Annotated in this window: 11 protein-coding genes; 2 read left to right on the forward strand and 9 right to left on the reverse strand. The window is 76.9% G+C overall.

The annotated features are described in order from the left end of the window. Positions 1 to 33 precede the first annotated feature (33 nt). From FB586_RS11525 to FB586_RS11535, 3 genes are all read right to left on the reverse strand, one after another. A complete protein-coding gene (locus FB586_RS11525) occupies positions 34 to 906 on the reverse strand; it encodes an ABC transporter permease (RefSeq protein ID WP_136519438.1) in 873 nt (290 codons plus the stop codon). Further along, on the reverse strand, positions 903 to 2165 hold the full coding sequence (locus FB586_RS11530; RefSeq protein WP_370741072.1) for a quaternary amine ABC transporter ATP-binding protein: 1263 nt from the start codon (positions 2163 to 2165) through the stop codon (positions 903 to 905). The genes FB586_RS11525 and FB586_RS11530 overlap by 4 nt, the downstream gene beginning before the upstream one ends. A 448-nt stretch (positions 2166 to 2613) precedes the next feature. Beyond that, entirely contained in the window at positions 2614 to 3465 is an 852-nt protein-coding gene (locus tag FB586_RS11535) for an RDD family protein (protein ID WP_246036708.1), read from the reverse strand. Between the two features lie 47 nt (positions 3466 to 3512). On the opposite strand from FB586_RS11535, the gene FB586_RS11540 reads away from it, so the two are divergent. Then, positions 3513 to 4502, forward strand: coding sequence for a stage II sporulation protein M (locus FB586_RS11540; RefSeq protein ID WP_136519440.1), 990 nt, complete (start codon positions 3513 to 3515; stop codon positions 4500 to 4502). Between the two features lie 42 nt (positions 4503 to 4544). On the opposite strand, the gene FB586_RS11545 is transcribed toward FB586_RS11540, so the two are convergent. Genes FB586_RS11545 through FB586_RS11570 form a run of 6 tightly spaced genes read right to left on the reverse strand, consistent with a single transcriptional unit; the run spans position 4545 to position 11189 of the window. Next, a complete protein-coding gene (locus tag FB586_RS11545; protein ID WP_136519441.1) occupies positions 4545 to 5720 on the reverse strand; it encodes a winged helix DNA-binding domain-containing protein in 1176 nt (391 codons plus the stop codon). A 39-nt stretch (positions 5721 to 5759) separates the two neighbouring features. Continuing rightward, the gene (locus FB586_RS11550; protein WP_136519442.1) at positions 5760 to 7076 is read right to left on the reverse strand and encodes a DUF58 domain-containing protein; all 1317 of its coding nucleotides are present in this window, start codon (positions 7074 to 7076) and stop codon (positions 5760 to 5762) included. A 3-nt stretch (positions 7077 to 7079) separates the two neighbouring features. Then, complete coding sequence (locus tag FB586_RS11555; RefSeq protein ID WP_136519443.1) at positions 7080 to 8111, reverse strand: AAA family ATPase; 1032 nt, start codon at positions 8109 to 8111, stop codon at positions 7080 to 7082. Further along, positions 8108 to 9316 (reverse strand): DUF4350 domain-containing protein, encoded by a 1209-nt coding sequence (locus tag FB586_RS11560; RefSeq protein ID WP_246036709.1) that lies wholly within the window; start codon positions 9314 to 9316, stop codon positions 8108 to 8110. Before FB586_RS11560 ends, FB586_RS11555 begins: the two co-directional genes overlap by 4 nt. Further along, the gene (locus FB586_RS11565) at positions 9313 to 9966 is read right to left on the reverse strand and encodes a DUF4129 domain-containing protein (RefSeq protein ID WP_136519444.1); all 654 of its coding nucleotides are present in this window, start codon (positions 9964 to 9966) and stop codon (positions 9313 to 9315) included. The genes FB586_RS11560 and FB586_RS11565 overlap by 4 nt, the downstream gene beginning before the upstream one ends. Further along, positions 9963 to 11189, reverse strand: a complete 1227-nt coding sequence (locus FB586_RS11570) for a glycerophosphoryl diester phosphodiesterase membrane domain-containing protein (protein WP_136519445.1) — start codon at positions 11187 to 11189, stop codon at positions 9963 to 9965. Before FB586_RS11570 ends, FB586_RS11565 begins: the two co-directional genes overlap by 4 nt. Before the next feature lie 190 nt (positions 11190 to 11379). Here FB586_RS11570 and mtrA point away from each other — a divergent pair, with 190 nt between their 5' ends. Then, positions 11380 to 12063 (forward strand): MtrAB system response regulator MtrA, encoded by a 684-nt coding sequence (gene mtrA / locus FB586_RS11575; RefSeq protein ID WP_136519446.1) that lies wholly within the window; start codon positions 11380 to 11382, stop codon positions 12061 to 12063. Positions 12064 to 12069 lie beyond the last annotated feature (6 nt).

A 12069-nucleotide genomic window follows, 5' to 3' on the forward strand; every position in this document is an offset into this window, starting at 1 on the left:
CCGGACAGCGGTGCGGCCGCCGGGCGGCCGGGGTCACGCGGACGCGGTCGCGAGCGCGCGGGAGACCGGCGCGCGCGCCGCGAGCGCGGACGTCACGCGGTCGAGGAACATCGCGAGGATGACGACCGACAGCCCGGCCTCCACGCCGAGGGAGACGTCGACGCGGGTCAGCGCGTTCACCACGTCCCCGCCCAGGCCGCCGGCACCCACGAGGCCGGCGATGACGACCATCGACAGGGCGAGCATGATCACCTGGTTGACGCCCGCCATGATCGTGGGCAGGGCGAGCGGCAGCTGGATCTGGCGCAGGATGCGCCCCTCGGTCGAGCCGAACGCGTGACCGGCCTCGACGACCTCCTTGTCGACCTGCCGGATGCCGAGCTCGGTGAACCGCACGCCGGGCACCATCGCGAAGATGACCGTCGCCACGATCCCCGGCACGATCCCGACCCGGAAGATGAAGACCATCGGGATGAGGTAGACGAACGCCGGCATCGTCTGCATGAGGTCGAGCACAGGACGCAGGACGGCCGACACCCGGTCGCTGCGGGCGGCCCAGATGCCGAGCGGGACGGCGAGCGCGAGCGCGACGACGCTCGCGAGCAGGACGAGCGCGAGGCTGTCCATGGCGTTGTCCCACTGGTCGACCGCGATGACGACCGCGAACCCGACGAGCGAACCGACGGCGAGGCGCCAGCCGCGGACCAGCAGGGCGACCGCGGCGAGGGCGAGCGCGACCGCCCACGCGGGCGGGCCGCCGAGGACGGCGTCGAGGGCGTCGTAGGCGAACGCGGCGGCGTCGCGCAGGGCGAGGAACAGCCAGCGGAACGTCGTCGTCACCCAGTCGATCGCGCTCTCCACGGCGTCCCCGAGGGGCAGGCGGGGGAGGATGCTCGTGCCGCTCATGCCACGACCTCCGGCTCGGTGGTGACGGCGCCCGGGAGGGGCGAGCCCTCCGGCGGTGTCCGGGGGAGGTCGTCGGCGGGGACGATGTCGGCCGGCGTCATGGCCTCCAGGAGGGTGACGCGCGGGATCACGCCCACGAGCCGACGCTCGTCGTCCACGACCGGCACGGGCAGCGCCGACTCGGCCGCGGGGGCGAAGACGTCCGCGAGGGGGGTCGTGGGGGTGACGCTCGTGACGTCCCGCTCGAGGGCGTCGGTCAGGGCGGCCGCGCCGGAGCGCAGCGCCGTCACGACGTCGGCGTCGCGGACGACGCCCTGCAGCACGCGCCGGCGGTCGACGACGTACGCCGCCGGCAGCTGCTGCTCGCGCAGGGTCCGCAGCACCTGGCGGGGCCCGGCGGTGACCTGGACCGTGACCGCAGGGGGCCGCATGACGGACCCGGCGGTGAGCACGCGCGAGCGGTCCACGTCCGCGACGAACTGCGCGACGTACTCGTCGGCCGGCTCGGACAGCACCTGCTCCCCGGTGCCGACCTGGACGATGCGGCCGTCCCGCATGACCGCGATGCGGTCGCCCAGGTACATCGCCTCGTTGAGGTCGTGGGTGATGAACACGATCGTCTTGCCGAGCTGCTGCTGCAGGTCCAGCAGCTGGTCCTGCATCTCGCGGCGGATCAGCGGGTCGAGCGCCGAGAACGCCTCGTCCATCAGCAGCACGTCCGTGTCGGCGGCCAGCGCCCGCGCCAGCCCGACGCGCTGCCGCATGCCGCCGGACAGCTGCGCCGGCACGACGTCGCCCCACCCCGACAGGCCGACGAGCTCGAGCGCCTCGCCGGCGCGGCGCCGGCGCTCGGCGACGTCGACGCCCTGGATCTCGAGCGGGTACGCCGCGTTCTCCAGCACCGTGCGGTGCGGCAGCAGCGCGAAGTGCTGGAACACCATGCTCACGCGGCGGCGACGCAGCTCGCGCAGACGCTTCGCGTCGACGCGCGCGAGGTCGTCGTCGCCCAGCAGGATGCGGCCCTCGGTCGGCCGCCAGAGGCCGTTGAGCATGCGGATCAGCGTCGACTTGCCGGACCCGGACAGGCCCATGACGACGAACGTCTCCCCGGACGCGACCTCGAAGGTCGCGTCGATGACGGCGGCGGTGCCCCACGGGCGGACCTCGTCGCGCGTGGCCCCGTCCCGCAGGCGGCGCAGCGCCTCCCCGGGTCGGCGGCCGAAGATCTTGTACACGCCCTCGGCGCGTAGTGCGGTCACATCCACCTCGTCGTCCAGGAGCCCTGGCGCCGGGCGTGCGGCGGCCGCGGGCGCACGCAGGTGCGCCCGCTGCAGGGCTCTCGCGTCGGACCCCGGACCGGTGCGGTCTCAGCTCAGCGTTCCCGGCGGTGCCGGGGCGAGGGTCGGTCGGGACCCTCGGGGTCCGCCCCCGGCCGGACGGCCCGGGACGTCGTCCACCCTGCCCCGGTGCGCACCCGGGCCGCAAACCGCGTCTGCCCGCTTCGTGCGGGTTCGTCCCTGCGCCCGGTGGTGCCGCAGGGCCGACTATCGCTGCCTGACCTGCGACAACGCTGCGCAGGCGATCGTGACCAAAGCGTGACCGTCCGATGGTCCGGCGATGGTCCGATGTCCGGTCTCGTTCACACGGATGCCAACGGGACGGCCGGCGGCGGTGGCGGCAGGCGGTGGTGGCGGGCGGCCGGAGGCGTCAGGCCGCGGGGTCGGGGATGCCGTGCGGCAGCCGCCGCAGCAGGCGCGCCTCCTCCTCCACACGGCGCACCCGGTCCGTCTCGACGTCCGTCTCGCGACGCCGCCGCTCGGCCAGGACGGCGGCGAGGAAGGCCTCGGGGTGCGTGCCGGGAGGCGGCGGCGGGCTCACGTACGCCGCCAGCTCCGCCGACAGCCGCGTCCCGAGCTCGACCCGGGAGGCCGGGTGCAGGCGGTCGGCCCGGGCCAGGAACTGCCGGACCGTCAGCGCGAGGCCGTCCGGCAGGCGCACGGCGTCGGCGTGCGCGGCCCACGACGCCAGCGCGGGCGGCATGTCGACGGGGCGCCGCACCGGCGCCGCGGCGCGCACCCGCGCCGCGTAGGTGCCGGCCAGCAGGTCGCCGACGCGCTTGCCGCGGGGGTGGACGATCGCGCACAGCAGCGCGACCGAGCCGAGCGTCGCCCAGAGCTCGAGCACACCGGTGAGCGCGCGGACGAACGCGTGCCGGAACGTGACGGGCCCGCCGTCGTCCCGCACGACGCGGATGCCCGCGACGAGCTTGCCGACCGACCGCCCCCGGCTCAGGGTCTCGACGGTCGTGGGCAGGACCAGCACGACCGTGACGAGGGCGACGATCGACAGGATGCGGCTCGTCTGCTCGTCGACCGGCACCTGGACCTGCCCCAGCACGAGGCCGACGAGGACGGCGCCGACCAGGATCGCGAGCGCGTCGAGCACGCCGGCGAGCAACCGGGACGCCACCGACGCCGGGCGGGTGTCGAGCAGGACCCCCTCGCCGATGACGACGCCGTCCGCCGGCCCGCCCTGCTGCCACCCGGTCCCCACGCTCACCTGGGCAGACTAGCCGTGCCGGGGCCGGCGGATGGCAGGCTGGGGGCGTGGACCTCGACGCGTACACGCAGGCGCGCACGCCCCTGTGGGACAGGCTCGACGCGCTCGCGCGGGAGCGCCGCCTCGACGGCGCGCAGGCCGACGAGCTCGTGCGGCTGTACCAGTCGACGGCGACCGACCTGTCGGCCGTGCGCTCCGCGGCGCCCGACCCCGAGACCGTCACGCGGCTGTCCCAGCTGCTCGGCCGCGCGCGCGGCCGGCTGGCGGGTGCGCACGCACCGGCGTGGTCCGACGTCGCGCGGTTCGTCGCCGTCACGGTCCCCGCGGCGCTCTACCGGATTCGCTGGTGGACGGTCGCCGTCATGGTCGCCTTCCTCGTCGTCGGGATCGCGACCGGCGTGCTCGTCGCGACGGACCCCGACGCGCGGGCCCTCATGGGCACCCCCGAGTCGCAGCGGCTGTACGTCGAGCAGCAGTTCGCCGAGTACTACGACCCGGGCGCGGGCTTCGCGACGATGGTCTGGACGAACAACGCGTGGATCGCGGCGGTCTGCGTCGGCACCGGCATCACGGGCGTGCTGCCCGCCTTCATGCTGTTCACGAACGCCGTGAACGTCGGGGCGGCGGGCGGCCTCATGGCCGCGCACGGTCGCCTGGACGTGTTCCTGCAGCTCATCTCGCCGCACGGCCTGCTCGAGCTCACGGCGATCTTCGTCGCCGGCGCCGCGGGGCTGCGGCTGTTCTGGACGATGGTCGACCCGGGCCCGCGCCCGCGCGGTCGGGCGCTCGCGCAGGAGGGACGCGCGCTGTTCACGGTCGCGATCGGCCTGGTCGGCGTGCTGGCCGTGTCCGGGCTCGTCGAGGGCTTCGTCACCGGGTCCGCGCTGCCCTGGCCGGTCAAGGTCGTCATCGGTGCGGTGGTCCTGGCCGCCTTCTGGGTGTGGACGCTCGTGCCCGGGCGGCGGGCGGTGGCGGCCGGGGAGACGGGGGACCTCACGGCCGACCGTGCCGGGTACGCGGTGGCGACCGCCGGCTGAGCCGCCGCGGGCCACCCCTGGCACCGCTCCGCGTCCCGCGCGTCAGCGGGGGAGCAGGGTCGTCGCGTGGTCGTCGGCGTCGTCCGCGACGAACCGCACGAACCGCTGGCCCTCGTCCTCGACGGCGCGCCGCTCGGTGGCGGTGAGGGTCTCGAGCGGCGTGACGACGAGGGTCGCGATCCGCCGTCCGCCGGACCTCCCGCCGCCGGTGCGCTCCACCGCCCAGGTCGCGCGGACGCGCCCGTCCACGAGCACCGCGGCCGGGGTCCTCCCGTTCGGTGTCTGCAGCGCGCGCCGGTGGCCGTCGTCGATCACGCGCTCCCGCCGTGCGTGCGCGAGCCACACGTCGTCGTAGTCCGCCAGGTAGCGCACCGGTGCCGGGTGCTCGCCACCCGGTCGCGGGGCGTCGGGCAGGTCGAGCAGGGTGCGGGTCCGCCCGTACCCGGCGGAGGGGGCGACCGGGACCTCGACGAGGCGGTCGCGCACGCGGTCCGCCACCGCGGCGAGTCCCCGCAGACCCGACCACGCCTGCGCGTCCGCCACGGTGGCCGGTCCGTAGGCGCGCAGGTACCGCAGCAGGAGGTCGTCCTCGGCGCGACGGCGCACGTCCGGGTCGGTGAGGTCCCCGGCCCCGGCGACCGCGGCGGGCGTCCACGCGTCCAGCGGGGTCAGGGTGGGCGCGGCCGAGCCGCGCCACAGCCCTCGGGGCGGCACCTGCACGAGCGGCAGCAGGGCGCGGGCGAACGCCGCGAGGTCCTTCGGGTCGACCTGCGGCCACGTCGCCGCCAGGTGCGCGCCCAGCTGCACGGTCGTGCGGGGCTCCTCGGTGACGTACGCGGCGGCGCGGGCGGCGAGCTGCGGCAGGTCGACGACGTCGCACGCCGCCCGCCGCTGCGGGTTGGCACGCAGCTCCCGGTGCAGCACGGGCCGGACGAGGTCCGCCAGGACCGCGGCGTCGTCCGCGGTGACGAGGTGGACGGTGGAGCGCATCACGGCGATGCGCACGACCCGCCGCGCGAGCAGGAGGTCGTCGAGCGCCCCGGTGGTGAAGCCCTCGACGCGGCTCCACAGGCCGACGAACGGCGACCACGGGTTCTGCGCCTGCAGGCCCACGACGTCGGAGGCGACACGCTCCGGACCGTCCGTGGACCGCGTCAGCAGGTGCTGCCGCGCGAGCAGCGCGCGGTTCAGGGCACGCTCGTCGAGCACGTCGTCCACGGCGCCGACGCTAGCCCCACCCGGTGACGACGGCGGACGTCAGAGCCGACCGGCGGCCTTGAGCGCGAGGTAGGTGTCGGCGAGCCGGGGCGCGAGGTCGTCGGGCAGCGCCTCGACGACCTCGACGCCGCGCTGCCGCAGGCGTGCGGCGACGGCGACGCGCTCGAGCGCGGCCCGCTCGGCCGCGGCCGCGTCGAACGCCTCCTCGACCGTGCTGCGCGCCGTGCGCAGCTCCTCGAGCTCGGGATCGGCCACGGACGCGAGCACCACCAGGTGCCGGCGCGTCAGCCGGCCGACCACCTCGAGCAGACCCTGCTCCACCGCCGCCGGGTCCAGCGACGTGAGCAGCACCACGAGCGCGCGCCGGCTCAGCCGCGAGCGCACCTGCGCCACGAGGCCGGACCAGTCGGTCTCGACGAGCTCGGGCTGGACGCCCGCGAGCGCCTCGGCGAGCGCCGGCAGCACGCGGCTCTGGTGGGTGTCGACGGCGCGGGCCCGGACCCGTCGGTCGTAGGCCAGCAGCTCGACGCGGTCGCCGGCGTGCGCCGCGAGCGCGCCGAGCAGCAGCGCCGCCTCGACCGAGGCCTCGAGCCGCGTGGCGTCGAGCACGCGCGCGGCGCTGGTGCGGGAGGTGTCGACGACGAGCAGGACGTGCCGGTCGCGCTCGGGGCGCCAGGTGCGCACCACGACCTCCTGGCGCCGCGCGGTGGCGCGCCAGTCGATCGACCGCACGTCGTCCCCGTCGACGTACTCCCGCAACGAGTCGAACTCCGTTCCGGCGCCGCGCACCTGGACCGCCGCGCGCCCGTCGAGCTCGCGCAGCCGCGCCAGGCGCGAGGGCAGGTGCCGGCGGGAGGCGAACTCCGGCAGCACCCGCAGCCGGCCCGGCACCGTGAGCGACACCTGCCGCCCGGCCAGCCCGAGGGGCCCCACGGTCCGCAGGGTCACGCGGTCCGCCGCCAGGTCGCCGCGACGCGTCGGCAGCAGCGGGGTGCGGACGGTCCGCGCCTCGCCCGGCGGCACCGCGACCTCGTGCCGCGGGGTGCGGGCCCCCGTCGGGGCGTCGCCGTCGGGCAGCGCGGACGGCGGCCACGCGTCCCGCACGACCCCGCGCAGCGCGCGGCGCCCGACGTTGCGCAGCGTCACCGCGGAGGCGGTCGGCTGCCCGAGCCGCACCGACCGCGGCACGTCGCGCGAGAGGGCCACCTCGCGCGGGGACGCGGCGAGCGCGACGTCGACGGCGCACAGCACCACCACGACCAGCGCCCACGCCAGCACCGTGACCGGCGCCGGCAGCACCGCGACCGGGACGAGACCGAGCAGCGCGACGAGGACCGCGCGGGACGTGATCGCCACGGGTCAGCGGGGGACCGGGACGGAGGCCAGCACCGTGTCGAGCACGGACTCCGTCGTGACGCCCTCGATCTCGGCCTCGGGGCGCAGCTGGACGCGGTGGCGCAGCGTCGGGTGCGCGAGCGCCTGCACGTCGTCCGGGGTGACGTAGCCGCGGCCCGACAGCCACGCCCACGCGCGCGACGTCGCGAGCAGCGCGGTCGCCCCGCGGGGGGAGACGCCGAGGGCGAGCGACGGCGAGGTGCGGGTCGCGCGGCACACGTCGACGACGTAGCCGAGGACCTCGGGCGACACCTGGACCGCGGCGACCTCCGCCCGCGCCCGGGCGAGCTCGCCGGCGCCCGCGACGGGTCGCAGGCCGGCCGCCACGAGGTCGCGCGGGTCGAAGCCGGCGGCGTGGCGCGCGAGCACCTCCACCTCGTCGGCGCGCTCCGGCAGGGGGAGCGTGAGCTTGAGCAGGAACCGGTCCAGCTGCGCCTCCGGCAGCGGGTACGTCCCCTCGTACTCGACCGGGTTCTGGGTCGCGACGACGACGAACGGGTCGGGCAGCGGGCGGGGCACGCCGTCGACGGAGACCTGCCGCTCCTCCATGGCCTCGAGCAGCGAGGCCTGCGTCTTCGGGGGCGTGCGGTTGATCTCGTCCGCGAGGAGCAGGTTCGTGAAGACCGGGCCCTCGCGGAACGAGAACTCCGCCGTGCGGGCGTCGTACACGAGCGAGCCCGTCACGTCGCCCGGCATGAGGTCGGGCGTGAACTGCACGCGCTTCGTGCCGAGCGACAGCGCGCCGGACAGGCTCCGTACGAGCAGCGTCTTCGCGACGCCCGGCACACCCTCGAGGAGGACGTGTCCCCGGCACAGCAGGGCGATGATCAGGCCCGTGACGGCGGCGTCCTGCCCGACGACGGCCTTGCCGACCTCGGCACGGACGGAGGCGAGCGCGGCGCGCAGGTCGGCCGTGGGGGTCGGCGGCACGGGGGCGACGCCCGCGGCCGTGCCGGTCTGCGGGGCGGGCGCCGGGAACGGCGTCTGGTCGGTCACGGTCGGTGAACCTCGCTCTCCAGGTGGTGCAGGTCGTCGGCGAGCCGCAGCAGGCCCGCGTCGTCGGTGGGGGGCGGTCCGTACAGCAGCTGCTCGACCGCCCGCGCGTCTTGGCCCGTGGCGCGCGCGAGGGCGTCGACGAGCGCGGGCGCGGGGGCCGACCGGGGCAGGCCGAGGCGCTGGGCGGTGCGGGTCGCGGTGCCGGCACGCAGGGCGGCCGCGGCGTGCCCGTGGGCACGTCCGCGGCGGTAGAGGCGCCCCCGTCCGCGGGTCGTCTCCGCGGAGCGGACGACCACGGGCAGCGGCTCGGCGACGACGGGCCCGAGCCGGCGTGCGCGCCACACCACGAGCACGACGAGCACGAGCAGCAGCCACAGCCCGACGGGACGGACCCACGGCACGAGGTCGGTGAGCGAGGTGCCCTCGTCCTCGCCCGCCGAGGTGCCCGCGTCGTCGAGGCTCGGGACGTACCAGACCAGGTGCTCGTGCCGTCCCAGCGCCCGCAGCGCCAGCGCCGCGTTGCCCTCGTCGAGGACGGCGTCGTTCGTCAGCGGCGTGAGGTCGGACAGCGCCGTGACGCGGCGCCCGTCCTGCTCGAGCACGACGTAGGCGCCCTCGGTGGCCGGGCCGCCCGCGGGCGGGAAGCACACGGTCGCCGTGCCGGACGGGTCCGCGACGGAGCCGCTCGCCGTGATGGTGCCCGCCGCGCGTGCGTCGGGGTCGTCGCACGCCGCGGCGCGCACGCGCCGGGGTGCGGCGTCCGTGCCGGCGGTCAGGCCGGGCGCGACGGACGACAGCACCCAGCCCGCGTCGACGAGGACGAGGTCGTTCTCCAGGGCGGCGACCCGGTCGACCTGCTCGGGCACGAGCCACACGTCGCCGAGCAGCAGGACCGTCCCGCCGCGCGCGGCGGCGGCCTCGGCGGCCGCCGTCGTGCGGACGTAGGAGATCTCGACCCCCTGGCGCTCGAGCACCCGCGCGATCGCCCGGGAGCCGGACGCGCCGGCGTTGTCGGGGGCGCCCGGGGTCGTGCTCGTCCGCGGCGCGGGCAGCAGGAGCACGAGCACGCCGATCGCGAGGACCGCGGCGACCACCAGCCAGGGCCGCGCGCGGCGCCACCCGCCGGCGGCGCGGGTGCGGCCCGTGGTGCCGTCGCCGAGCACCTCCCCGGGGCGCAGCGCCACGGAGGCGGCGGGCGCGGTCACGACGGGTCCCCCGGACCCACGGCGACCGGGGCGCGACCGGCCGGCGACGCGGCGCGCACCGCGTCGTCGAGGGCCCGCATGCGCTCGTCGTCGCCGGCGCCGGCGCGTCGCTCGCCGTACACGACCTCGTCGAACAGGTCGCCGCCGCGGCGCAGGTCCTCGGCCACGTCGGGCAGCGCCCGTCCGGCGAGCGAGGCCGCCTCGTGCGCCGTGCGCCCCGGGCGCTCGTCCAGCAGGCCGCGCTCCTCGAGGTCCCGGACGACGGCGCGGAACCGCTCCGCCACGGCGGTCGAGTGGTCGCCCGCCGCGGCGGCTGCGTCGGCGGCCTGCCGCAGGTCGGCGGCGGAGCGCCGGTCGTCACCGGCGAGGACGGCGTGGGCCCGTCGGCGGGCGGTCACCCGCCCGCGCACGGGCCCCGCGACCCACAGCGCGACCAGGACCACCGCGACCGCGACGGCGACGACCACGAGGAGGCCCGCGCGCGGCGGCAGCCCGACGCCCTGCAGACCGTCGAGCTGCTCGACCACCCAGGCGAGGAAACGGTCGAGCAGGGACTCGTCACGGCTGTACACGGGGTCCGCGAGCTCCTCGACGAGCCAGCGGCGCGCCGTCGGCGCGTCGGGCGTGACCGGGACGCCGGACGCGGTCACGGTCCGCTCGCGGCGCGGGCGAGCTCCAGGTCGAGGCCCTCGCGTCGCATCCGCACGTCGACGTACAGCAGCGCCACGACGGCGGCGAGGAACGAGGTGGAGATCGTCATGCCGACCACGGTGCCGAGCGCCGTCAGGACGATGGTGACGGTCGCCGACCCGCCGAGCCCCATGAGCACCCCGCCCACGGCCGAGGCCGGCAGCAGGAACAGGTAGGACACGAGGACGACGAGGATCGACGCGAGCAGGTACGTGCCCAGGAGGCGCCAGAAGCTGCCACGGGTCAGGCGCCATGCGCGGGCCACCGTCGCCCAGAACGGCTTGCCCTCGAGCATCAGCGCGGGCGGCACGAGGAGGGTGCGCACGGTCACCCAGACGAGGGCCACGAGCAGCAGCAGGCCGCCGCCGAGCAGGACCGCCACCGCCGCCCCCTCCTGCTCCTGCGCGAACAGCAGGACGGCCAGACCGAGCCAGGCCGCGAACGCGAGCGCCTCCGCGAGCATCAGGAGCAGGGTGAACCCCAGGACCCACCACACCCGGCGCGAGCGGACGACCTCGCGCAGCGCGACGCGGCGGCCGAGGACGCTGCGGCTGACCGAGACGATCAGCAGGCCGGTCAGGACGCTCGTGACGGGCAGCAGCAGGGGCCCCGTCGCGGACCCCGCGAACCCGACGGAGAGCATCTCGGTCGCGGCCGCCACGTCGGCGCCGCCGTCGACCCCCACGACGGCGTCGCCGATGGCGCCGGCGGCGAGCGCGACGAGGTACAGCTGGACCAGGGTCTGGAGCGCGACGGCCACCGTGACCACGAGCGCGGCGAGCCCGAACATCACCGAGGGGTTCGCGCGCACGGCCCGCACCGAGCCGTCGAGGATCTCGCCGAGCCCGAGCGGGCGCAGCGGCACGATGCCCGGCTGCAGGGGGGCGGGGCGCCAGGCGCCGTAGGGCGACCCGGGCGGCACCGGTGCGCCGGCGGCCGGCGGCACTCCCCATCCGGGCGGCGCGGCGGGCGCACCCCAGCCGGGCGCGCCCGCACCCGGGCCGGGCGCGGGGACGGCAGCGGCCGGGTGCGGCGCGTCGGCGGCGGGAGGTCCGGCGGCGGGGGCGGGCGGGGTGGGGCCGGCCGACGCGTCGGGCTGCGGTGCGCCCGACCCCTCGGCGGGCCGCGCCGACGGGCTCACCCACGGCGCGGGGGGCGTGCCGTCGTCCTGCGGCGAGCTCATGGGGGTCGGGGCTCCTCGGTCCGGCTGCACGTGCGGGCCCATCGTGCCACGCGGGGGCACGGCGACCCGGCAGGTCAGCGCCGCGGCTGTGCACGACGCCGCCCAGCGCCGCGGCCCCGCGGCGACGTCACCCGGTCGGCCCCGGCGCGGGGCACCCGGACGGCCGTCCGGCGGTGAGAGAATCGCGCCCATGAGGGGACGCGTGCTCGTGGTCGACGACGACACCGCGCTGGCCGAGATGATCGGCATCGTGCTGCGCTCGGAGGGTTTCGAGCCGGTGTTCTGCGAGGACGGCGACGAGGCGCTGGGCGTCTTCCGCCAGACGCAGCCCGACCTCGTCCTGCTCGACCTCATGCTCCCGGGGCGTGACGGCAACGAGGTGTGCCGGCTCATCCGTGCCGAGTCCGGGGTGCCGATCGTGATGCTGACGGCCAAGAGCGACACCGTCGACGTGGTGCTGGGGCTCGAGTCGGGCGCCGACGACTACATCTCGAAGCCGTTCAAGCCCAAGGAGCTCGTGGCGCGCGTGCGGGCCCGCCTGCGGCGCAGCGACGAGCCGGCGCCGGAGCACCTCGCCATCGGCGACCTCAGCATCGACGTGCCCGGCCACCGCGTCGAGCGCGCGGGGCGCCCGATCTCCCTGACGCCGCTGGAGTTCGACCTCCTCGTGGCGCTCGCGCGCAAGCCCTGGCAGGTGTTCACGCGCGAGGTGCTGCTCGAGAAGGTGTGGGGCTACCGGCACGCGGCCGACACCCGCCTCGTCAACGTCCACGTCCAGCGCCTGCGCTCGAAGATCGAGACCGACCCGGAGCGCCCCGAGATCGTCGTGACGGTGCGGGGCGTCGGGTACAAGGCGGGCGTGCCGAGCACGTGAGGGCCG

Origin of the sequence: Cellulomonas telluris (genome assembly GCF_004886325.1) — a bacterium.
In the GTDB taxonomy this organism is placed as follows: domain Bacteria; phylum Actinomycetota; class Actinomycetes; order Actinomycetales; family Cellulomonadaceae; genus Cellulomonas; species Cellulomonas telluris.

Excerpts from the sequence above, each read along its gene's own strand:
- FB586_RS11525 (WP_136519438.1), bottom strand. The coding sequence starts at position 906 with ATGAGCGGCACGAGCATCCTCCCCCGCCTGCCCCTCGGGGACGCCGTG.
- FB586_RS11570 (WP_136519445.1), bottom strand. The coding sequence starts at position 11,189 with ATGAGCTCGCCGCAGGACGACGGCACGCCCCCCGCGCCGTGGGTGAGC.
- mtrA (WP_136519446.1), top strand. The coding sequence starts at position 11,380 with ATGAGGGGACGCGTGCTCGTGGTCGACGACGACACCGCGCTGGCCGAG.